24 protein-coding genes and 1 pseudogene are annotated in these 23,555 nt (G+C 39.6%); 20 read left to right on the top strand and 5 right to left on the bottom strand.

Features of this window, described 5'->3' with window-relative positions; all coding sequences use genetic code 11:
- Positions 1-229: 229 nt before the first annotated feature.
- The gene (locus tag NST45_RS18415; RefSeq protein ID WP_339823430.1) at positions 230-1,237 is read right to left on the bottom strand and encodes a site-specific integrase; all 1,008 of its coding nucleotides are present in this window, start codon (positions 1,235-1,237) and stop codon (positions 230-232) included.
- Complete coding sequence (locus NST45_RS18410; protein ID WP_339823427.1) at positions 1,230-2,525, bottom strand: DNA sulfur modification protein DndB; 1,296 nt, start codon at positions 2,523-2,525, stop codon at positions 1,230-1,232. The genes NST45_RS18415 and NST45_RS18410 overlap by 8 nt, the downstream gene beginning before the upstream one ends.
- Before the next feature lie 646 nt (positions 2,526-3,171).
- Between NST45_RS18410 and NST45_RS18405 the strand changes: the two genes are divergently transcribed.
- The 17 genes and pseudogenes from NST45_RS18405 (at position 3,172) to sufB (ending at position 16,861) form a co-directional block, all read left to right on the top strand.
- A complete protein-coding gene (locus NST45_RS18405) occupies positions 3,172-3,369 on the top strand; it encodes an HTH domain-containing protein (protein ID WP_339823424.1) in 198 nt (65 codons plus the stop codon).
- A 30-nt stretch (positions 3,370-3,399) separates the two neighbouring features.
- The gene (locus tag NST45_RS18400; protein ID WP_339823421.1) at positions 3,400-3,567 is read left to right on the top strand and encodes a hypothetical protein; all 168 of its coding nucleotides are present in this window, start codon (positions 3,400-3,402) and stop codon (positions 3,565-3,567) included.
- 43 nt (positions 3,568-3,610) lie between these two features.
- Positions 3,611-6,298 carry a hypothetical protein gene (locus NST45_RS18395; protein WP_339823418.1) on the top strand — a complete coding sequence of 896 codons (2,688 nt, stop codon included), beginning with the start codon at positions 3,611-3,613 and terminating at the stop codon, positions 6,296-6,298.
- 86 nt (positions 6,299-6,384) lie between these two features.
- Positions 6,385-7,113, top strand: a complete 729-nt coding sequence (locus tag NST45_RS18390; RefSeq protein ID WP_339823416.1) for an ankyrin repeat domain-containing protein — start codon at positions 6,385-6,387, stop codon at positions 7,111-7,113.
- A 4-nt stretch (positions 7,114-7,117) separates the two neighbouring features.
- Positions 7,118-7,564, top strand: coding sequence for a PAAR domain-containing protein (locus NST45_RS18385; protein ID WP_339823414.1), 447 nt, complete (start codon positions 7,118-7,120; stop codon positions 7,562-7,564).
- Positions 7,565-7,673: 109 nt separating this feature from the next.
- Positions 7,674-8,003, top strand: coding sequence for a hypothetical protein (locus NST45_RS18380; protein WP_339823412.1), 330 nt, complete (start codon positions 7,674-7,676; stop codon positions 8,001-8,003).
- A 96-nt stretch (positions 8,004-8,099) separates the two neighbouring features.
- Complete coding sequence (locus tag NST45_RS18375) at positions 8,100-8,585, top strand: hypothetical protein (protein WP_339823409.1); 486 nt, start codon at positions 8,100-8,102, stop codon at positions 8,583-8,585.
- A 21-nt stretch (positions 8,586-8,606) separates the two neighbouring features.
- Complete coding sequence (locus tag NST45_RS18370) at positions 8,607-8,804, top strand: hypothetical protein (RefSeq protein ID WP_339823406.1); 198 nt, start codon at positions 8,607-8,609, stop codon at positions 8,802-8,804.
- A gap of 233 nt (positions 8,805-9,037) precedes the next feature.
- Positions 9,038-9,220, top strand: coding sequence for a hypothetical protein (locus NST45_RS18365; RefSeq protein ID WP_339823403.1), 183 nt, complete (start codon positions 9,038-9,040; stop codon positions 9,218-9,220).
- A gap of 101 nt (positions 9,221-9,321) precedes the next feature.
- On the top strand, positions 9,322-10,440 hold the full coding sequence (locus tag NST45_RS18360) for a tyrosine-type recombinase/integrase (RefSeq protein WP_339823400.1): 1,119 nt from the start codon (positions 9,322-9,324) through the stop codon (positions 10,438-10,440).
- A gap of 65 nt (positions 10,441-10,505) precedes the next feature.
- Positions 10,506-10,706: pseudogene (locus NST45_RS18355) on the top strand (YunC family protein); the annotation flags it as partial.
- Between the two features lie 239 nt (positions 10,707-10,945).
- The gene (locus NST45_RS18350; protein WP_339823397.1) at positions 10,946-11,407 is read left to right on the top strand and encodes a DNA starvation/stationary phase protection protein; all 462 of its coding nucleotides are present in this window, start codon (positions 10,946-10,948) and stop codon (positions 11,405-11,407) included.
- 280 nt (positions 11,408-11,687) lie between these two features.
- Positions 11,688-12,470 (top strand): Fe-S cluster assembly ATPase SufC, encoded by a 783-nt coding sequence (gene sufC, locus NST45_RS18345; RefSeq protein WP_036684347.1) that lies wholly within the window; start codon positions 11,688-11,690, stop codon positions 12,468-12,470.
- Between the two features lie 26 nt (positions 12,471-12,496).
- A complete protein-coding gene (gene sufD, locus NST45_RS18340; RefSeq protein WP_036684344.1) occupies positions 12,497-13,798 on the top strand; it encodes a Fe-S cluster assembly protein SufD in 1,302 nt (433 codons plus the stop codon).
- Positions 13,795-15,021 carry a cysteine desulfurase gene (locus NST45_RS18335; RefSeq protein WP_076144236.1) on the top strand — a complete coding sequence of 409 codons (1,227 nt, stop codon included), beginning with the start codon at positions 13,795-13,797 and terminating at the stop codon, positions 15,019-15,021. The genes sufD and NST45_RS18335 overlap by 4 nt, the downstream gene beginning before the upstream one ends.
- Positions 15,008-15,439 carry a Fe-S cluster assembly sulfur transfer protein SufU gene (sufU, locus tag NST45_RS18330; protein ID WP_036684339.1) on the top strand — a complete coding sequence of 144 codons (432 nt, stop codon included), beginning with the start codon at positions 15,008-15,010 and terminating at the stop codon, positions 15,437-15,439. Before NST45_RS18335 ends, sufU begins: the two co-directional genes overlap by 14 nt.
- A gap of 24 nt (positions 15,440-15,463) precedes the next feature.
- The gene (gene sufB / locus NST45_RS18325; RefSeq protein WP_036684335.1) at positions 15,464-16,861 is read left to right on the top strand and encodes a Fe-S cluster assembly protein SufB; all 1,398 of its coding nucleotides are present in this window, start codon (positions 15,464-15,466) and stop codon (positions 16,859-16,861) included.
- Positions 16,862-17,007: 146 nt separating this feature from the next.
- Here sufB and NST45_RS18320 read toward each other — a convergent pair whose 3' ends face one another.
- Together NST45_RS18320 and NST45_RS18315 are read right to left on the bottom strand one after the other, a co-directional pair.
- The gene (locus NST45_RS18320) at positions 17,008-17,448 is read right to left on the bottom strand and encodes a hypothetical protein (RefSeq protein WP_076144370.1); all 441 of its coding nucleotides are present in this window, start codon (positions 17,446-17,448) and stop codon (positions 17,008-17,010) included.
- 97 nt (positions 17,449-17,545) lie between these two features.
- Positions 17,546-18,091, bottom strand: coding sequence for a hypothetical protein (locus tag NST45_RS18315; RefSeq protein ID WP_076144371.1), 546 nt, complete (start codon positions 18,089-18,091; stop codon positions 17,546-17,548).
- 452 nt (positions 18,092-18,543) lie between these two features.
- On the opposite strand from NST45_RS18315, the gene NST45_RS18310 reads away from it, so the two are divergent.
- From NST45_RS18310 to NST45_RS18300, 3 genes are all read left to right on the top strand, one after another.
- Positions 18,544-20,304: an ABC transporter ATP-binding protein gene (locus NST45_RS18310; RefSeq protein ID WP_036684103.1), complete on the top strand. Its 1,761-nt coding sequence runs from the start codon at positions 18,544-18,546 to the stop codon at positions 20,302-20,304.
- A gap of 26 nt (positions 20,305-20,330) precedes the next feature.
- Positions 20,331-22,169: an ABC transporter ATP-binding protein gene (locus tag NST45_RS18305; protein ID WP_036684176.1), complete on the top strand. Its 1,839-nt coding sequence runs from the start codon at positions 20,331-20,333 to the stop codon at positions 22,167-22,169.
- A 187-nt stretch (positions 22,170-22,356) separates the two neighbouring features.
- Positions 22,357-22,668, top strand: coding sequence for a hypothetical protein (locus NST45_RS18300; protein ID WP_339823392.1), 312 nt, complete (start codon positions 22,357-22,359; stop codon positions 22,666-22,668).
- Here the strand turns inward: NST45_RS18300 and NST45_RS18295 are convergent.
- Complete coding sequence (locus tag NST45_RS18295; protein WP_051491314.1) at positions 22,661-22,909, bottom strand: hypothetical protein; 249 nt, start codon at positions 22,907-22,909, stop codon at positions 22,661-22,663. The genes NST45_RS18300 and NST45_RS18295 overlap by 8 nt on opposite strands.
- Between the last annotated feature and the right edge of the window lie 646 nt (positions 22,910-23,555).

Here is a 23,555-nt window from a genome sequence, read left to right as displayed (position 1 = left end):
TCCTTTCCCATTAATTCCACCTATAGAATAGGTAGTGGTTTAAAATATAACTATGTTTATTAATAAAATCCTCTTTTGATAGATCATTGATCTATTAAATAAACATTCCCAAACATATAATATTTATATCAAAAATAATATTTGGTAATCTTAATGTACACGGATAAATGTAATTTGTATATATTATGTTTATATTTATTAATAAAGTATAGGGAAAGCAGGATTTTGCTCACTCTATATCATAAATCTGTTTTAAGGTCTGTAGGTTTAAAAATTCATTTTTATATCTCGATACAATGTAATATCCTACCTTTGATTTGTTAACATTGTACTTATCACATAAAATATCATACTGCTCTTTTTCAATTTCATCGTATGTCATATAAAGCCTGTAAAGTTCATATAACATACCGCTGTTTCGTAAATTAATAGCAGTCAAATATGGATATCCAAACCACTCAGACATTAATTTAAGCTTACGTAGAACCATATGAGGGTGCGCTTTATCTTCGTGTTTAATATTAAGAGCAGCAGATCTAAATATATAATTATTATCGACTAATTTAATTTCATCTGACTTATTGTTAGGGGATGGATTACCATTGTTTTTATAGTATGTTTTTTGTTCAAACGCTTTCTTTAACAAGGTGATCAAATTAGAATCATCCCGTAATTTCAATATTCTTGTTGTTGTCTGTCCATCTTCAATACTATTAGTTAAAGTGATCTGATTATTTGCTTCATCAATGTCGTTAAATTGCAGATTAAGGATCTCAGAATATCCCTTACCTAAGGCTCCTTCGAATATAGATTGTACCAAAGCAGCATCAATGAAGTTAGTTAATCTACCCGTAATATTGTCTATGTCTTCTTTGGAAAATAATAACTCATTCGATTGATCAATAAATTTGTTCATGAAATCTTTATCAACCATAGCATCTAAAGGGTTTGTATTGTCTGTTCTGAGTCCCTGCTCAATCGCCCATCGTATGTATCTTTGGATAGTTGAAGTAGCAACTTTGCACGAACTGAGTGTCTTAGGATTCAAGAAACTCAACAATTGTTCGATTTCTACAATATTAAAATTATATAAGTCTTTGCCATACTCTTCTTCCAGAGAAGATGCTCTGATTAACACCCGATAGTATATGCTTCTTGTGTTCGCATTGTGGTTGTTTAAATACCTCAGTTTTTGAGCTTGATTATACAGAGTATCCTCATATATTTTGTTAGACATTTAGTACACCTCTGTTTTCGAAGTAAGTGATAGTCATATTTCTCGATTTATTTGTGCTACGATCCTCTAAAGCCTTAATCAATTCGGAATCATTAAAGTCTATTTCATCAACATATTGTTTAAGTTTATTCAAGCTTATATTTTCATTCTTAAATATTTTCGCGATTTGAATATATCCAGCAAACATCTTTGGGTGATTCATATATGTTGTTTTAGTATCCTTGAATTCATCAACATAATAAGCAATCAGATACCCAAAAAAATCGGTTAGATATTGTGCGATTTCTCGTTCCTCAATAAAGTTAGTTGGATTGAACACTTTTTCAATGGCGTAAGACAATGTATCGAAAGTTGTTAACTGACCAGCTATCTTACTCACTTTTGATGCGGAGGCAATTTTACCAGTTAGCTCAGACTTCCGCTGAAGATCCTTAACAATCTTATCCGAATACTTTTCAGATTTTAATTCCTTCAATCTTTCCGGTTTTACAATATTCACCGTGTTTATTTGTCCAAAGAATCTTTTAGCTGTGTCTTTATCATAGCAACGTATTGACAAGAACATTTGTTGAGTTAAGTCAGGATTGACTGAAAAAGCTTTTACAGCTCCTTGTAAACGGTGAAATCCATCAAGTATTGAGATTATAGCTTCTTCATTTATAGTGAGTATTTGTGTCTTGGGAGCATAGCTAATCGATTCAACTTGTTCTGAATAAACATTGAGAGTGATTGTGTCTGGAAGATAGATTCCGTTTAACATATGTTGAGATATATCATCAACACTACTTTTATTTATCTCTGGTACTTCAATAAAACTGTTTTTCCCATGCTTTTTAAATTTTGGACTTCTTTGCGTTTCAAAATCGTAAAAAATCAGTTGTGATAAATACATTTGCACTAATGTACTTGCATCTATCTTAGTTACATATTCTTCATCACTCATTTTGATAACGTTATCCAGTATAATAGGTAATTCCAGGACGTTATTCGATTTTGTCTTTTTTATATACTCCTTGGCTTGGTCTATTTCTTTTATAGTGAAGTATTCGAAAGGTGAAATAGCATTATTATTAGTTGTGATATGGAGTGCATGTGTTAGGACATACAACCTTGCTGCATCTAATGAATAAACTTCGTTTTTGGATCTACTGATTGACTGAAACGTGCCAGATGGCAACCCATACTCTCTAAAAACGTCATTGATTTGCTGAACTATCTTTCGATTGTGTTTCACTTGATCAATAACTTCGATCAGTAGAGGTTCAAGCTCAACTCTATCTTTTTTCATTTAACACCGTCCCATAAGTAATTATGAGAACAATATTATCATTTAATAATAAACATATGCAACATTTTAAAATAAAACATAAATGATGTGATGCGGCGATATTATCGAGGGCATCGACTAAAGATAGGCTTAAATGCAAAGCTCACATATTGTGTCGTGATGAGTCTTGGTTGAAGGCGTGTCTAATATGAAGGTCAGGTAGAGTATACATGTTGCAGATTTACAACCCCATAAAAGGAATAGTTAAGTGACATCCGACAGAATTGCCCAACGAGAAAAGAGTCTCACTCTAGTTGGCGAAATTCTTTCAAATGTGTCATGAGACACGCACTGAGTGGTGGTCAATTTGTATATCATATGAGGATAAATAAAAAAGTATATTTTTATAAATAAATATATACAAAATAAAATTCGGATGATAAGATGGAAACATCAACAGGCAACAACTACTAAGAAGGTGGACGATTTGATAGAATAAATGAAAGGAGCGGGGGAATAATGAAAAATCCAACTAAGATCTGTAGCGACTTGAGTATGTTTGAGTTTCAATTACATGATTATGATGTTGATCAATACTCAGATTTCTTGGAAGAGTTAGAATTGATGGGGTTTTAATAATAAACATACATAAAAATAAGAGGTGATAATGATGAATGTGAAGGAAAAAATCGAATATGTAATTAAGGAATATGGAGTAAAGAAGAATTTCATTGCAAGAGGAATAGGTATCTCACTATCAGAATTCTCAATGTTTTTAACTGGTAACAGAGATTTAAAACCTGATCAAGAAAGCAAGGTAAGGGATTTATTCAAGAAATATAATGGATTGCCGTTTGAATTGTAATGCTTATTATGGTGAAGGGTGGTGAGAGGATTGATTGAGATTAATGAGAAAGAAATGAAGTGGATTAATGAAGCGTTTATGAATGACTTTCTGTATGAAAAACTCAGTACATATGATAAACCACTATCTGGTGAAAGTGCAGATATCTATTATGAACTGTGTAGTAAGTTGGAGGAAGCGGGATATAACTTTGAGTAAATGAATATTATTAATAAAAATACATATATTAAAGGGAGATAATATGAGCGCTAATCTAATTATTATGACTAAAAATGAAATTTATACAGGTGCAGATACCGCCTTATCCGTATCAGTAAATGGACAATCATACCGTTGTGGAGAAACTAATAAGCTTTCATACAACAAAAAAGAAAAAGCAGTACTTTTCTTATCTGGAGCCGATGAGTTGGCTAAAGAAGTATATGAGGTCTACAAAGACTCAGATGGAAATATCTACACATTAAGAGATATTATTAGAAGAATGCTCCCTGATTATCTGTATAAATTTCCTGAGACAGAAAAGGCATTTAATGAAAGTACAAACGGAGTAATATGTGCAGTATTGTGTAAAATGGAAAAGAAAACTCCTGTAATCTATGTAATTGATCGTGAGAATAATTTTGATGTCAAAAGAATTGAAGCTCCAAAAGATGGCATTGCTGTATATGCAGCGGGATTCAAAGTGAAGGAAGCATTTAATAGAGCATCTGAATTCTTAGAATGGGGATTAGATGTTAGAAAGACATTTGAAAATACATTTAATTATCTTGCATGTGAACAAGTTGGTGGAGAATTGAATGTTTTCCAAATTAATAAGAAATTCGTAAAAAACACAATGAAAAAGAAGATCCAAGAGCCACACAACTTAAAGCAGCTTAATCAATCTGTGTTGGCGGATTGGCTTGCTAACGCTGCAATTGAAATGGACAGTGATTATTTTCTAGATTTAGCCTTAAAAGTAAAAGAAAGTATAGCTCTTGAGAATAAACAAGAATGGTTGCTACCACAAAAACATAGAATAGTGGCAGAGACGCTTTATGGTAAAGTTGTTCTTTCCCAACGTGTTGTCATTGGTGACAGCGACGGCGTGTGGTTAATGGAAGGACCAACAACGACAATTAGAGACAGACACGGAAGAGAAGCTATGTTTCTTGGTTTAATTCAGGAAGAACCTGATAAGTTTGGTATGACTGTTAATCGCTATGCTACAGATGATGAAGATGATGAAACTCCAATCAATAAAATTAGCGTTGAAGAGGATGGCGGCTTTACTATTGAACGTTGGAATGGTTATAACTATGACAAGGTATTCTCTGTTGATAATAATGGTTATTTGTACACTCAAGATATGACCACGAAATCCTTAAAGATCATTGATAAAGATAATGGATTGTTGCTTGATGGTTTTACGAAGTACATGAATATTAGTAAATTCGAAAATATTGTTACTGATGGTAAATTGACAGGAATTGAAAAATTAACAGTATTGGGCGAACGCACCAGAATCATGTCTGAGTATACTAAGTTACTAGATCAAGCTAACGCATATAAGAAGACAAGTCGTGACGATACCATTCGAATTGATATCCCTCCATTTACATCTGCTTATAATGCGCTGATTACGTATCTTGAGCCGCTTTTGAGCAATATGACGATTACATCTGATATCAACCGTGATGAGTTTATCCAGAAATTTAAAGCCTACTTTGATGCTGTAGTACAAATTGTACAAGGGATTAATGATTCGATTAAGTATAGTAGTGTTCAGCTTGGCAGCTACTACAATAACGTATTAATCGACAGCGTAGAGGGCATTACAGCAACAAGAAACGATACTGTGTACAGAACTGTTATGAACGCAATCAAAGGATTCGCAGTGCAACGCAATAATGGTACTGCTGATAAGCCAATTTGGGTTGATCTATTTTGGGCAGATACTGACGGTATTGTCCATGCAGAAGACTTTAAGATTAACAATCCATCTGTCAAGGGCGGGGGAATTGAAGGCTCATACATCATTCTTCGTGATGGTCATGGTGGAGTAATGAAACTTTATCCGAGTGAGGGATTCTGGGCAGGAGCGGAAAACGCAGAAGATGCACCTGCACTTATTAAACCAAATGGTGAAGCTATTTTTAAAAAAGGGAAATTCATTGGTAAAGATGGAAGCATCTTGATTGATGCTGAAGCAGGATACATTGATATGGATAAGCTAGATATTATCAATGTGGGTAAATTGGTAGCTGAGATGCTCGAAGTGAATACAATCTTAGCTGATGATGGTTATGTTAACAATCTAACTGTTAATCGCCTTAAAACGATTGGTAAGGACGTTGAAGTCGGGCAATATATTGACTACATTGATATTCAAGATAATTTTATAAAGTTTATTACTGCAAGAGTGAGCACGAAAACACAGGCAAAAGACTCCAGAGATAGATTATTGTATTGGCAAGATGGAGAAAAGCGAATTCTGACCACTGAAAACACGGGAATTATTGCTTATGAATATGGATTCAATAAGGGAGATATCAAAGAGAAGCGTGTTCTAACGTTTGAGGAAAGCGGAGATGCAGCCACACCAGCAGAGTATATTGGTACAGGTGATAACACGGGCAATGGTCGAGTTGTTAATCGTAAGCGTAATGGAGGATATAAAAGTGAGTATAAAAGTAGCAACTATGGATTTGAACGCAGTATTGACATGAATGATGATGGCATATCCGTTCGGTCTGACAAGGGAAAGTTTACAGCAATCAGTAAAGAGTTTGAGTTTCTTGCTCAAGAGGGTTCATTGAAAATGGGACTTTCAAATGGTTCTGTATTTGAAATGACTCCAACAGGTACAAAGTTAAATGTTCAAGGAGATCTTGATATTAAAGCTACTGGAACAGTTACAATCAACGGTCAAACTATTAAGCTGAACTAATTCAAAATACTTAAATAACCGATATAGAATGGGTATATATTAGAAATACAGAAATACACCATTCTATATCGGGAGGGTACATAACAATGAAAAAAATTCCAACATTTGCATTAGGTTTAATAGTAGGTATCACTTTAACAGCAGGAACGGCAGTGGGAGCAGTCACCTACTTAAAAGCAACTCCTAAAACGGTTAAAATTGTAGTAGGTAGTAATCAAAAATCGGTCGAAGCTATGAATGTTAATGACAAATTATACGTAGGTGTACGTGACGCAGGTAGTTCTTTCGGATATTCAGTTAATGGTGTTACTTCATCTACTGTAACGTTTGCAGAAGGAGTAACCAATACTACTAATTCAGCATCTACAGAAACTAATACAGGGAATACGAACGCTTCATCGACCAAAGCAGGAGGGGAATATGTGCAAGGTTTACATGACAAATATAGTACAGATGGTAAGTTAGATGCTGAGAAAGTTAAGGCAGCTATTGCAGCTAAAGAGATTACAGTAAATGCACAAGATAAAGAGACTGGCAATTCTCTGTTGCACTATGCAATTTTGGAAGACACATTTGCACTATACTCAGTAATTAAAGTTAATGGTTTGAATGTGGATTTACAGAATTCCGAAAAACAAACGCCGTTACATTTGGCGGTAATTGAGAAAAGCGATTTTTATACAAGTGAACTAAAGAATTTGAAAGCAAAAGCAACAATTAAAGATAATAGCGGGAAACAAGCAATTGATTATGCTGAGAAAAATTCAGCTATAGAAACTGGTCTTACAACTTACATGTTTTTCAACAAGGAGTGATTTAATGCCAAGAGCAGCAAACGGCAATTCAACAATTAACGATTCAACTAAATCAAGCCACGTAACGTATACTGAGCGTTATCAATCTGGTTCGAATAGTAATGGTAATCCCACATATAGTAATACATCTTGGAATTCTGATGCTAAGGTTACAGGGGAATTGAATTCATCCAATAGTAATGTCTTTATTAATGGTTCTCCTGCTATAACCGTTGGAGATACGACACAAGAGCAATGGACAGCCGATCCTGAACCCTATCCACATTATGGGGGTTGGATTACTTCAATTAGTCCAGCAACATCAGGAAGTGGCTCAGGTTCGGTCTCTGTGGGAAGTAGTAATGTTTTTGTAAATGGTAAAGCATTAGCGTTTGAGGGTTCAACTGTTACAACACATCTAGGGAATACAACAACAATAGATGGTGGTAGTGATAATGTAATAGTAAACTAGAGTATTATTATATAGGAGCGGCTTAAACGACTCATCAAATTGGTGATTTGTCCCGCTCCTAATATATCTATTTTAATAATAAAAATACATAAAAAGGATGATGGAGTTAATGAAAAACCTTGGTTGGGATTTAGTCGGAGAGATGATGAAAAATGAACGCCTTGAAACTTCATTTACGCAAAAAGCTATTGCTGGACTTATTGGATGCTCAGACAAAAAGGTTAGACGGTTTGAACAAGGCAAAGAGATTACTGATAGACATGAATTTTATAAGAAATATAGTGAGATATTGAAGGAACATAGTTTGGATGATAATAAACCACTTGCTAAGATTACTGAAAAGAATTTATATAAAAAAGCTAAAGCTGAATTAAAAAGTCTGTTACCTAAAAATCTTCAAGAAAGTTTTGATACATATTCATTCATCGCTGGTGGTTGAATACATAGTATTTACAATGAGCAGGAGCCAAACGATTATGATTTCTTCCTTACAAGTAAACGATTCGCTACTGCGTTAAGAGAGTACTTTGACAACTTGGATGATATGGAAGAGAAGAAAGGGGTTAAAAAGGGAGAATATAAAGGACTCCCATTTATTCTAACTGATAATGCAATTACTATTGGCAAATATCAAATCATTACTCAATGGGTAGGAAGTATTGATGAGGTTGTTTCAGAGTTTGATTTTAAACACAACCAGTTCTATTACCATGATGGAGAGATTGGAACACTAAGCAGCTTTAAATATCTTGATGATAATAAACTCGTTTACAATGAGCAGAGAGCTAGAAACATAGCACATACCTTTATCCGAACAATTAAGTTTGTTGAACGTGGATGGACTATCTCACATAAGGAATTGTCAAAGATGATACTTAAATTGAATGATGTCGGTTTGAGCGAGAATGAAATTAAATCACTTACTGCTGTCGCTGTGGCTCAGAAGGAACAAGAAGTAGATACATATGGTAGTAGCAGTAGTGTGGACGATAGTGTTGAGTATGACGATTATGAAATGTAATAAATTGGAGGATGGAAAGTATTGGGTAATAAGAATTTACTTGAGGATTATGGGATTGTAGCAGGGCAGTGCAGTACTGATGGAGAACACCTTGAGCCAATTGTCTATATTAGAAGTTTACTAATGGATGAAGATGTTTCAGAAGAAGAGGCTAGGGTATTTCTGGAACACTTCTATTTACAGGATGTTAGAGAATCATATCTTAGAGAGTTGTATTAATCGAGTATTTAGATTAAGTAAGAGCAAAGTTAAATGAATAAACATACATATGAAACGACTATTTTATCTGGAATGATTCTAATTAAAGAAAGGTGAGAGGGTTAATCCCTCTTGCTTGTTGTGTGGAGCGGGTAGAGAAGTTATTAATGCGTTTGCTAAAAGAGACAAGCTATGAAAATTAGAATACATAGGACAAATTTTAAAATACATAAGTGTTATTGAGGTGATTAAATATGAACGCAAGTACGACAGAAAAAGAATTATTGTGTGTCAAAGATATTATGAAACGTTTGAATGTTGGAAGAAATTCAGCAACGGAAATTATGCACAAATTGAATCCTGAGAAAATTGGAAAGAGGTACTACATTCCAAAACAGACATTAGAAAATTGGGTTACATCATTTGCAACCAAATAGTTTGACTTAATATACCTATGGAGTTAAGACTGTGCTAAGATATTTTTAGTCACATGTTTAGCTCCATTCTTATATGGTCAATAAGAATCGGAGGAATTAAAATGGCTTCTGTCAGTAAAAATGTGCAAACGAAGAAATGGGAATTCGTATTTGATTATTACGACAAGAAACTAAGAAAACGAAGACAAGTTAAACGAAGAGGATTCGACAGTCGTAGAGAAGCAAATGATAAGATGATTGAACTACAATCTGAAGTACAAACAAGTCAATATGTTGGTACTAAGCACACCACTTTGAATGAATTTACTGAATATTGGTTAGACAACATAAGAAAAATGGAAGTAGGACAAACAACATTTTATAATAATCAGTTGTATTTTAAGAATCACATCAAAGAAACCTTTGGCAAAGAAAAACTCCAAAGAATTGATCTTGAGTCTTGTCAGCAGTTTGTTAAGGAATTGGTAGATAAAGGACTTGCAAGGAATTCAATTGATCGAATATGTACAATGCTGAAAAGGATATTTGATAAGGCAATTGAATATGAGATCATAAATATTAATTACATGAGAAAAGTGACCCTTCCAAAACAAACGAAAAATAAGCTTAATATTTGGACATTGGAACAGACAAATGAATTTTTGAATAAAACAAAGGAGAAGCGGTATCATTGCGTATATGCTTTGGCACTGTTAGCAGGTCTCCGTCAAGGGGAAATATTGGGTTTACGATGGCAAGATGTTGACTTTGTTAATAAAAAAATTAGTATCATTCAGACTCTTAAGTTTCATGGTACTGAATTGTCTCTTGGAGCAAAAACAACAGCTGGAACGAGACGAATATCAATTCCTAATCAACTTGTTGAGATTCTAGAGGAACAAAAGAAAAGGTATGAGATTCTTAGAATTGAGCTAGGTGATAATTTCGTTGATTTGGATCTTGTAATTTTTAATTTGGCTAATGGAAAAACAGTATTTCCCGGCAACTTAGTTAAGTCCTATACAAGAGATGTTAAACAGGCTAAATTGCCACACATCAGGTTCCACGACCTTCGTCACAGTCATGCGACCTTATTGTTATCAAAGGGAATCAATATCAAGGTCATCTCGTCAAGGTTAGGTCATAGTAAGACAGCAGTAACTTTAGATACTTATTCGCATGTATTGCCAAGCATGGAACAAGAGGTCACTGACACTCTAGAAGAAATCATAACTCTGTGACCAATCTGTGATATTCTGTGACCACGGACGAAAAAAGCCTTATGTATCAAGGGTTTTTTGACCATTATATTATGTGCGGTGCACTGGATGTCGGTCTCCTTAATGAAACACTTAGTGATCGGCATATCATCGCGGCTCGTGCGGTGGGTGTACGGACACTTGCCCAGCTTTTAGCTGCCCCGTTGGAGTCTGTAACGATAGAAGCAGAGAGTCTTGGCATCGTACCAGGTATGACGGGTGCGGAAGCGTTACTTCTTATGGTCTGACCGGAAAATTTAACAATTCCAAACAAACGGGGCTTAGGCCCTTTTTGTTTGTGTGCAAGTATTCACATTTAAGCATAATCGGGTGTGTCTTTGCTCATGCTAGTACAAATAAAGGGGTTATGGAAGGCTTCTCCTTGTTTCGTATTACAGGTAAAAGGGTAAATTAAGAATAGACAAGTTACTACCGGACGAAGGAAATAGTAACCGGTAAATATAATGGATAAGGTAGGGATCATCTCATGGCTAAAGCATCGAATAAAGTAAATACAACTTCACTGGAACAGATCATGAATCGTCAGGTTGCTAACTTAAATGTCCTGTACGTAAAAATTCATAACTTTCATTGGTACGTCAAAGGAGAACAGTTTTTCTCCCTTCATGTGAAATTTGAGGAATTATATAATGAAGTAACCCTTCACATGGATGAAGTAGCAGAACGCTTGCTAACCATCAAAGGTAGTCCGGCAGCAACATTGAAAGAATATTTGGAATTAGCTACAATTCAAGAAGCTACAGGTAAGGAAGATACACGGGGAATGGTTCAGTCTCTGATTGAAGACTTCGCCACCATCTCTGAAGAGCTGACAGAAGGCATCGAGCTTGCCGAAGAAACCAAGGATCAGCCAACCTCAGATAAGTTCATTAAAATCCGTAGTGATCTGGAGAAACACCAATGGATGCTACGTTCATTTCTTAGCTAATCATTAAGCAGTTTGAATAAGACTTCCTGCGGGAAGTCTTATTTTTGCGTTAGTCTTATACTTAATGAAAATCTTCTCTGAGTCACAAGTGATTAGCTAAAGAGAAATTTGTAAAAAAACAAGGTTTGATATAAAATTAGTGAGAATCATTGATAATCATTGTGATTCAATTTATAATAATTATAATGTGATAGAAAATCTAATTGTGCTGGGAATCAGGATTATCCTGTTTCAATACAACTTTTGATTTCGCAAATCGATCAATGGAGGGAATAATATTATGGCAGCAGAATTTGTCATTGAGGGTCTTAAAGCGACGATTGAGGGAAAAGAAATTTTGAAGGGGATTAACCTTCAAATGAAAGGTGGCGAAATTCACGCCATCATGGGACCAAACGGTACAGGTAAAAGTACTTTGGCTTCGGCGCTAATGGGTCATCCTAAATACGAAGTAACTGATGGAACTGCAACTCTTGATGGTGAAGATCTTCTGGAGATGGCTGTTGATGAACGCGCACGTGCAGGTCTTTTCCTTGCAATGCAATATCCAAGCGAAATCTCTGGAGTAACTAACTCCGACTTCTTGCGTTCTGCCATTAATTCCCGTCGTGAAGAGGGAAGCGAAATCTCGTTGATTCGTTTTATTCGCCAAATGGAAGCAAAGATGAAAGAACTAGATATGAACCCTGAGTTTTTACACCGTTACTTGAACGAAGGCTTCTCCGGTGGTGAGAAGAAACGTAATGAAATTCTACAAATGATGATGCTGGATCCAAAAATCGTGATCTTGGACGAAATTGACTCCGGTCTTGATATTGATGCTTTGAAAATTGTAGCTGAAGGCGTAAACTCCATGCGGAGCGAAGAACGCGGCTTCTTAGTTATTACCCACTATCAACGTCTTTTGAACTACATCAAACCTGATTATGTTCACGTTATGATGCAAGGTAGAATCGTGAAATCCGGTGGTCCAGAGCTTGCACAGCGTCTGGAAGCAGAGGGTTATGAATGGATTAAAGAAGAACTTGGAATTGAAGATGAAACTGTAGGGCAAGAAGCGTAAGAAACGCCAGGAAGGAGGAGACCACTATGACGACACAGACCATTCTTCCGGTGGATGCCGAACGCTTGAGCGAATTATCGCACAGCAGCGGCGAACCGGGTTGGCTGAAAGAAAGCCGCTTGAAGGCACTAGAATTGGCAGCTACTCTGACACTGCCTAAATTAGAGAAGACACGGATTGATCGTTGGAATGTCAATAATTATGGTAGCTATAAAGCAAGTGAACCTTTTGCTTCGCTAAGTGATGCACCTGCATCTATTTCTTCCTTGATCAAGGATCAGGAGGAAGGCAGCCTGATTATTCAACGCAACTCTGGTGCAGTATATACACGTATCGCTCCTGAGCTTGCAGAACAGGGTGTTATTTTTACAGATCTACAGACAGCTGTTAAAGAACACGGAGATTTGGTTCAACGTTACCTGCATAAAGCCATTCAGCCAGACGAGCATTCTATCGCAGCGCTGCATGCTGCATTGTGGAATGGTGGAGTATTCCTCTATGTTCCTAAGAATGTTGTTATTGAAACTCCGCTTCAAGCAGTGCTGTTAACGGATGATGCGGAAGCTACTTTTGTTCCACACATTCTGGTCGTAGCTGATACTAACAGTTCCGTAACCTATGTAGACAACTACGTATCGGATAAAGAAGAAGCTGGACTACACAATGGTGCGGTAGAGGTATTCGTGGGCGCTGGCGCTAAAGTTCGTTATGCTACAGTGCATCAGCTTGGTGTAGATACTACAGATGTAACTTATCGCCGGGCTGTTGTTGAGAATGACGGAGTCATCGAATGGATCGTTGGTGAGATGAACTACGGAGATACTGCGAGTGATACCAAGTCTGTGCTTAAAGGCAACGGTTCTAGCTCCGATGCTAAAGTAATTGCAGTAGGTACGGGATCACAGAAACTGAATTACACCACTCAAGCTCAGCATTTTGGCAAAAGCACACCAAGTGATATGATCACTCGTGCAGTTATGCGTGATTCTGCTACTTCTATCATCAACGGAATCACCAAGATTGAGAAAGGTGCTACTAGAGCGGATGGCCAGCAAACGGAAAAAGTATTGATGCTGAGTCCAAAAGCCCGTGGTGACGCCAATCCGATCCTGCTTATTGATGAAGATGATGTTACAGCCGGCCATGCCGCTTCCGTAGGACAGGTCAATCACGAGCAAGTCTTTTACCTAATGTCCCGCGGAATTACACGGCATGATGCAGAGACTCTGATCATCTACGGCTTCTTGGCTCCTGTTGTGTCACAAATTCCACTGGAGGGACTGCGCAATCAGCTCCAATCTCTTGTGGAAAGGAAGTTAGTTCAATGATTAGCAACGCCATCCGGGAGCAATTTCCCATACTGAACCAAAATGTGAACGGACATCCACTGGTCTATCTGGACAGTGCTGCTACTTCACAGAAGCCTCGGAAAGTGATTGAGGCGGTCAAGTCGTATTATGAGTGGGATAACGCCAACGTACACCGTGGCGTCCATACTTTAGGCAGCCGAGCAACCGATGCCTACGAGGGAGCCCGGGAGAAGCTAGCTAAGTTTATTAACGCCCGCAGCACTAAAGAAATTATCTTTACACGCGGAACGACTACAGCCTTAAATCTTGTAGCCTCTTCTTACGGACCCTCTGCTGTGGGTGAAGGCGACGAAATCGTCATCACCTTAATGGAGCATCATAGTAATCTGATTCCATGGCAGCAGCTCGCTAAGAAGACAGGTGCTACATTGAAATATATACCGTTGCAACCTGATGGAACGGTTACGTTGGAAGCTGCCGAGCAGACGATTACGGATAAAACCAAGATCGTTGCTATCGCTTATGTATCCAACGTTATGGGAGTAACTCATCCTATTAAAGAGCTTGCGGCTATTGCTCATCGTCATGGTGCAGTAATTGTCGTAGATGGTGCACAAAGCACACCACATATGAAAGTCGATGTGCAGGATCTGGATTGTGATTTCTATGCACTATCTGGTCATAAAATGCTCGCACCAACCGGAATTGGCGCTTTGTATGGCAAGAGAGCACTTCTCGAAGCCATGGAGCCCGTCGAATTCGGTGGCGAGATGATTGATGATGTGGGTCTTTATGAATCCACATGGAAAGAACTGCCTTGGAAGTTTGAAGGCGGTACGCCGATCATAGCTGGTGCTGTTGGTTTAGGTGCAGCCATTGATTTCTTACAAGAAATCGGATTGGATGAGATACACCGCCATGAGAAAGCTCTTGCAGCGTATGCAGAGCAACGTCTGTCAGAGATCGAGGGTCTGAACATTTATGGTCCTCGGAATCGTGAAGTCGGCGTTGTCACCTTTAATCTGGGTGACGTTCACCCGCATGATGTCGCTACAGTGCTAGATGCGGAAGGTATTGCCATCCGCGCTGGTCATCACTGCTGTCAGCCGCTGATGCGCTGGCTGGAAGCCAGCTCTACAGCACGTGCAAGCTTTTATCTGTATAATACTGAGCAGGATGTAGATCGACTGGTGGACGCTTTAATCAAGACAAAGGAGTACTTCAGCTATGAACTTGGATGACTTATACAGACGCGTAATTATGGATCATTATAAAAGTCCTCGGAATCGCGGTTCATTTGAAGATGATGCTCTAAAAATCGAACTGAATAATCCAACCTGTGGTGACCGTATTACTCTTCAGCTTAAGGTAGAGGATGGAATTGTAAAGGATGCCCGTTATAATGGTGAAGGCTGTTCGATCAGTATGTCATCGGCTTCGATGATGACTGAGGCGATCAAAGGACAAACGGTTGAACGTGCGCTTGAACTGGCCGATAACTTCTCCTTACTGATGAAGGGTGAAGACGTGGATTTTGGAGATTACGAAGACATTGAAGCCCTTTCGGGTGTGAATAAATTCCCTGCGCGGATCAAATGCGCAACACTGGCTTGGAACGCACTCCGTAAAGGAATTGACGAAGAAGAGCAACATAAATAACAGTAGAACAAGGAGGCTGACACCATGGCTAAGAAAGCGCCTGATATGGAAGAATACCAGTACGGGTTCCGTGATGAGCATAAGTCGATATTCCAGTCTGGTAAAGGTTTGACGGCCGAAATTGTTAAAGAAATTTCAGCGATCAAAAATGAACCACAGTGGATGCTTGACTTCCGCTTGAAATCTTTGGAGCAGTTCCGTAAAATGCCAATGCCTACATGGGGCGGCAATATGGATGATTTGGACTTCGAGGATATTCAATATTATGTAAGACCTTCAGAGAAGCAAGGGAAGACTTGGGAAGAAGTTCCTTCCGAAATCAAAGAAACCTTTGACAAGCTGGGGATTCCGGAAGCGGAACAGAAGTTCCTCGCCGGCGTATCGGCACAATATGAATCTGAGGTAGTCTATCACAGCATGCAGAAGAGCCTTGAAGATCAAGGGGTTATTTTTACAGATACCGACACTGCATTGCGTGAGCACCCAGAGCTTCTGAAAAAATATTTCGGGACGATCATCCCTCCAACCGATAATAAGTTTGCCGCACTTAACAGTGCAGTTTGGTCAGGCGGCAGCTTCATCTATGTTCCTAAAGGTGTGAAATGTGAAGTTCCTTTGCAGGCTTACTTCCGTATTAACTCCGAGAACATGGGACAATTCGAACGTACTTTGATCCTTGCGGACGAAGACAGCTTCGTGCATTACGTAGAAGGATGTACTGCTCCAATCTACAGCACGAACTCTCTGCACAGTGCGGTTGTTGAAATCTTGTGTATGAAGAACGCCCGCGTTCGTTATACCACAATCCAGAACTGGGCTCCAAACATCTACAACCTCGTTACCAAACGTGCGGTTGCAGAAGAGAATGCTACCATGGAATGGGTCGATGGTAACATCGGTTCCAAGCTGACCATGAAATATCCTGCGGTTGTTCTTAAAGGCCGTGGTGCTAAAGGTTCAGTACTATCCATCGCGGTAGCAGGTAAAGACCAGCATCAGGATGCGGGTGCCAAAATGATCCATTTGGCTCCAGATACAACATCCACCATTGTATCGAAATCCATCAGTAAACATGGCGGTAAAGTAACTTACCGTGGTCTAGCTTCCTTCGGCCGTCAAGCAGAAGGTGCGAAATCGAACATTAAATGTGATACGCTGATTTTGGATAATGAGTCCACTTCGGATACTATTCCTTACAATGAAATCATGAACGATAACATCGTTCTTGAACATGAAGCAACCGTGTCTAAAGTTTCTGAGGAGCAACTGTTCTACCTGATGAGCCGTGGCCTCACAGAAGCTGAAGCGACTCAAATGATCATCATGGGCTTCATCGAGCCGTTCACAAAAGAACTGCCGATGGAATATGCGGTCGAAATGAACCGTCTGATCAAGTTCGAGATGGAAGGTTCAATCGGTTAATAAGAGCGCTTATGAATGGAGGCCCGTCCTCCTAACGTTTATATTTCTTCAAAGCATCCGTAGATATTTTTCTACGGATGCTTTTTTTATGGGCACAATTGAAAAAATCCCCGAATGCTCCGGGGACACACCTTTAATATTTTCAACTATCCATTTCCGGCAACGGCAATTCCACTGAAGGATCTGGCTCCCAGAGATGCCGTTCTAATCGCTGATGCTACAATGGTGTATTGAATCTGGCCGGTAAGCACATCGGTCGAAGGCGGATAGTCGACAGCGGTGATTCCAACCATTTCATATTGGGTCGTTGTATTATTGATGTTTCCGGGGTACGTTGTACTAAAAATTAATATATTATTGCGGTAAATACTAAAAGTAACATCATTCTGAACTATAATGCTAACATCAACACTAAGTCTGGCAAAAGCATTCAATGTGACTCTCACTAAACCTGCATTGGCAGGGTTAACATTTACTGTCTGAAGTCCAATATCACCGAAAATTGCACTTGAACGAACTAAATTAAGACTTTGTGCATCCATAGTGCTGCCCTGTGAAATTCTCATATCAAGAAACTGTATACTCATCCAATTCACCTAACCTCTCATTGTAGATTTTATATTTTATGAGAGAAAGAATAGAATGGCGCCAAATCATTGGCGGGGTTTTTTTATATAGTAAAGGCTACTGTTTTGCCAGATCATTCACTTCTTTACTAAAAGCCTCTGAATATTGATTGAATTTACCTGCATCAAGTTTTAAGCTGTTATCGTTTGCTTTTGGAGGTGTCTCCTGAATCTGTTTATATAAAAGATCAATTTCTGGGGAAAGCTTGGCCCATATTTTTTTTATAGAATCATACTTAGTATCTAACTTGTTCATATATGTATCGTATTCTTTTTTCTCTTCCATGGCTTTGCCAAGCTGTTCGATCGTAAAGTCAATGTCCATGCTCGCTCCTGTACTGCTTGTACCACTTCTAGTGTATGAGATAACATCTACAAACCCCACATTCCAAATGTCCGCAATAACAAAATTGCTTATTTCTCTTAGCATTTTTTCAGGTGAGGGTGCTGTATCAGTTTTTGAGGAGATTTCCCCGAAATTAAACAAGTTTTTAGATTCGTTGATCGCTGTGTTTGCGTCCGTAGGGTTAATGTTATTTGTATTGCTACACCCTGAAAGAAGGATAATGGCGATAATACAAGATAAAACAAGCTGCTTTTTCAATATAGTTCCCCTCCATAATATAAGTAAAAAGTGTTGTATTACTATATTACGGTAAATTGTGGTAAAAGTTTTACATCTGAAGCAAATTTAAGACGGCGAAAAAGTGAACTCTTCGTATCCCCGAATAAATCCCAATAATTATGCAAAAAACCGAATAAAGGTCCTCCTAATATTACACGATGATTACAATAATCATGTAGATTCTTAATTCATCAGGATTAAGGAGGAAACACGAGCATTTTAAGATAACGAGGGTCCTTTATATCATGTAGATGCTGCTTTTTTCCGAAATAACCGCAAAAACGCGCAATTCTCCCCTTTGCCGCATTAAATTATGGATGATACACTGCTTAAAGTCACTAAATTGTAAGCGCTAAAAAAAGCTAGCTTACGATGTAACATTTGCTTTATACAAAAAAATGCTTACTAAGTAAGCCTTAAGGAGGAGAGATATGGATGTTCTCAGGCAACTGCGCGGTTATTATCGGGAGAAGCTGCATTTTCTGATTCTTTCGATTATATGTTTGGCCGCTGCAACTGCAGTGGGGCTGATTACCCCCAATTTGTTAAGAAAGCTGATCGATGATGTTATTGTGCCACTTAAGTTTACAGAGGTGCCAGTGCTCGCATTGAGCGTGTTAGCTGTAGTAATAGTAAAAGCATGCCTGCAGTTTGCACATGGATTTTTTGGAGGACGGCTAGGTAACTTTCTTGCATACCGGCTGCGTAATGCTTGTTATGAGAAGCTGCAATTCCTATCTTTCCGCTATTATGATACCGCGAAAACGGGAGATTTGATGTCCCGGCTAACCGGAGATTTGGAAGCGATTCGTAACTTTATCGGTTTCGGTTTTGCTCAGTTGCTGAATGTCTTTTTTATGGTCATTTTTGGTTCGATTATGATGTTCTCACTCAATTGGCAGCTTACTCTAGTAACTTTGATTACGATGCCAATCCTGGCGTTTATTGCGCTAAAATTCGAGTCTAAGATTCACCCGGCCTTTCAAGAGATGCGTCTTGCGCTCAGTTCTCTGACAACGGCTGTACAGGAGAATATCACGGGTGTGCGCACCGTAAAATCATTTGCGAGAGAGGCTCATGAAGTAGAGAAATTCTCACACCGCAACGAACGTTATAAGAATAACCAGATTTTTGCCGCTGAGCTCTGGAGTAAGTTTTTTCCAGCGATGGAGTTTTTAGCATCGATCAGTGCAGCTATTCTGCTTGGAGTAGGCGGAACGTTAGTTATTAAGGGGAAAATGTCGCTGGGCGAACTGGTTGCTTTTTTCAGCTTAATTTGGTACATCATTGGACCGATTTGGGGTCTTGGATTCCATATTAATAACTATACACAGTCCAAAGCATCGGGAGAACGTGTATTGGAAGTACTTAATCAGAATATTGATGTGAAGGATAAAGAGAACGCCCGTGAACTGGTACCTTCTGAGGTTAAGGGAGATGTAGCGTTTAATCACGTCACATTTGCTTATGGAAACAAAATGCCTGCGGTTACAGACATTGATTTTGAGGCTAAATCTGGTGCGGTTATAGGGTTCCTTGGAGGAACGGGCTCTGGTAAATCGACCATTACACAGCTGATGATGCGTGCTTATGACGTTAATGAAGGCAGCATCACACTGGATGGGATGGACATCAGAGAATACAATGTTCGCAGCTTGCGTTCACAGATCGCGACGGTCTTTCAGGAGACCTTCCTGTTCTCCTCCTCAATTCGCAACAACATCTCCTATGGGTTGAAAAATGTAAGCATGGAAGAAATTATCCGAGCTGCACAACTTGCCAAAGCCCATGATTTCATCATGGAGATGGAAGATGGTTATGACACTGTGGTGGGTGAGCGCGGAATGGGTCTTTCCGGTGGACAAAAGCAACGGATTGCCATCGCTAGAGCCCTGCTTAAGAATCCGCGGATTCTTATCCTCGATGATGCGACCAGCGCTGTCGATATGGAGACGGAGCACGAGATTCAAGCCGGATTCCAAGAGGTCATGAAGGGGCGCACTACACTTATTATTGCCCATCGGATCTCCTCCTTGCGCCATGCGGATCAGATTATCGTCATGAACGAAGGTCATGTACAGCAGCGTGGTACCCATAAAGAGCTAATTGAAGTGCCGGGTCCTTATCAGGATGTATACCGGATACAGTATGCTGATTATCTGGCCAGAGCGACCGGAAGAGGGGAGGAGTGAGGCATATGAAACTTGAAGCCAAACCAATGACCGCTACGGGAGCAAAAAATAAAGCAGCCGAGCAGCAAGAGCTGGATGAACGTTTTGTATATAAAGATGATGATGTCATCGATAAGGCTTTTGACTGGAAGCAATTCACCAGACTGTTCGGGTACATGAAGCCTTATGCAAAGCAGATGCTTCCATTGGTGTCCATCATGATGATTCTGGGAACTATCACGAAGTTGACCGTCCCGTTCCTAACAAGTTTAGCCATTGACCGTGCGATTGCACCAAAGGTGGGGAATCCCAGCTTATCTCTGCTATATTCGCTTACAGCAGGGGTAATCGTCTTATATCTGATTCAATGGATTGCGGGAGTATACCGGATTAAATACACGAACATCATCGGCCAAAGAGTGATTTATGATTTGCGCTCAGATTTGTTCAAGCATATTCAGAAGCTCTCCTTTAACTTCTTTGATAAACGTCCGGCAGGTTCGGTATTAGTGCGGGTAACCAATGATATCAACTCTTTGCAGGACTTGTTCACAAACGGGGTTGTCAATCTGATGATCGACTGCGTGCAGCTTATGGGGATTACCATTATTCTACTAGTGATCAACTGGAAGCTAGGTCTTGCAGTAATGGTTACGGTTCCGATTATGTTCTTTGTTTCAACTAAGCTGCGCCAAAAGATTCGGATCGCTTGGCAGGATGTGCGGATGAAGAACTCCAGAATTAATTCTCATTTAAATGAATCGATTCAGGGAATCAGAGTCACACAAGCCTACACCCAAGAACAAGAAAATATGAATTATTTCGATGTTATGAATACCGACAGCAAAAAATCCTGGAACAAAGCCTCTGCGATGAACCAGGCGTTCGGTCCGATTATTGAGGTCACAGGTGGTTTTGGAACAATGATCCTCTTTTGGCTGGGGGCTTATCTGATCCAATCTGGAGAACTCACAGTAGGTATGCTGGTAGCATTCAGTTCTTATGTCAGCAACTTCTGGGACCCGATTAATCGCCTTGGGCAGATGTACAATCAGCTGCTTGTGGCAATGGCTTCCTCGGAACGGATCTTTGAATATTTGGATGAGCAACCTGCGGTTCAAGATAATCCTGGTGCTAAGCCAATGGGAACGATTCGTGGGGATATTAACTTTGAGAAGGTCATTTTTGAATATGAAAAAGGCCGGGCTGCATTAAAAGGTATTGATCTGGATGTAAAAGCAGGACAGTCGATCGCGCTCGTAGGTCATACAGGTTCTGGTAAAAGTACGATCATTAACCTGATTGGCCGGTTTTATGATATCAAAAGCGGCCGAATCACGATAGACGGTGAAGATATCCGCGGGGTTACGTTAGACAGCCTGCGAAGGCAGATCGGAATCGTGCTGCAAGATACCTTTATTTTCTCGGGAACGATTCGGGATAATATCCGTTTTGGCCGTCTGGAGGCTACAGATGAAGAAGTGGAAAATGCTGCAAAAGCCGTGGATGCCCACGACTTCATCATGAAGCTGCCCGGTGGGTATGAGACAGAGGTGGAAGAGCGCGGCAGCGCGTTGTCGATGGGACAACGTCAGCTTCTCTCCTTCGCCCGGGCGCTCTTGGCAAATCCGCGTATTCTAATCCTGGATGAGGCAACTGCCAGCATTGATACGGAGACAGAGCTGAAGATCCAGGAGGCACTCAAAATCCTGCTTCAAGGCCGAACCTCCTTTATCGTAGCGCACAGACTTTCTACCATCCGCCATGCGGATAAAATAGTCGTCCTCGATCACGGAGAGATTAAAGAAGAAGGAAACCATCATGAGTTGACATCCCGTGATGGGGTATACAACGGTCTGATCGAAGCGCAATTCCGCTTCCTATAGACCGACAGAACAGAACAGAACACAACAACAGCTCATTCCCGTTGCTTAGGCAACTGCGGTGTGGGCTGTTTTTTATAGGGATATAGGATGTAGAGATTAATGGGTCCGGGGTTAGAACAGGCAGACCAGAGTAGAGTGGAATATGGCATATAGGTATTACGGGACAAGGCAAAGGAAGAACGGCAGAATGGAAGAACAGCAGAACAGCAGAACAGCAGAACAGGGGAACGGCAGAACGGCAGAATGGAAGAACGGCAGAACGGAAGAACGGAAGAACGGAAGAACGGCAGAATGGAAGCACGGAAGCACGGAAGCACGGAAGAACGGCAGAACGGCAGAATGGAAGATTGGAAGAACGGCAGAACGGCAGAACGGCAGAACGGCAGAACGGCAGAACGGCAGAACGGCAGAACGGCAGAACGGAAGAACGGAAGAATGCAAGAACAGCAGAGCAGCAGAACATAATACAGCAGGGTTAGATTTCTATTCAGTTACTTAGGACGTTTGGATACCCTGCCCGTCACACGCAGCTCAAACATTTGTGCACAAATATCTTGATGCCATTGTAGATCAGCTGTCTGTTCCGCTAATTGGATTTCATTTTGCAATCGGGCCAACTCATAGCAGTAGGTAGCGTTTATTTGCAGGCACTGCTGTTGTTCCGTTTCCTCAGCAGCAGTAAGCTGCCGTCTACGGCTCAGGGTGAACAACTCGGCAAGGCGTTCATGGACAGGAAGCATGCTTTTTTCCTCCTACAGCAATTTAAAACCACATATTAGTTTCGCCATGAGAAGAGAAATTCAAACGTTACGTCAGATAATTAAATTGAGGGGCCTTACTATGTTGAGGGTAGGAGGAACTATCTTCGAAGTCAGAAGGAAACAAGTAGAGGTGAAAATCGAGGGAAGTTTAGGAGTAATCAGGAAACGAATCGTTTAGTTGCAGTTTGTACAATAGTAACCGCCATTCTTGTTATAAAAATACTGTTAATTGCACTTTGTGCAGCTATTTTCGAGAAATGTGCTTATTAAGGGCATTTTCCTTAATTCTAGTTGCACAAAGTACAACTAAATCAGAAATCGGCTCGCTAGACGTGGATTTAGTTGCACAAAGTACAACTAAATCAGAAATCGGCTCGCTAGACGTGGATTTAGTTGCAAAAGTACAACTAAATCAGAAATCGGCTCGCTAGACGTGGATTTAGTTGCACAAAGAACAACTAAATCACAATTCAGCTCGCTAGACGTGGATTTAGTTGCAAAAGTACAACTAAATCACAATTCAGCTCGCTAGACGTGGATACTGTTGCACAAAGTACAACAAAATCAGAAATCGGCTCGCTAGAAGTGGATTTAGTTGCACAAAGTACAACTAAATCACAATTCA

The organism is Paenibacillus sp. FSL R7-0163, from assembly GCF_037969975.1.
Classification (GTDB): Bacteria; Bacillota; Bacilli; order Paenibacillales; family Paenibacillaceae; genus Paenibacillus_AQ; species Paenibacillus_AQ odorifer.
Note: the sequence above shows the minus strand (reverse complement) of the source record. Positions and strands in the feature narration are given on the sequence as shown.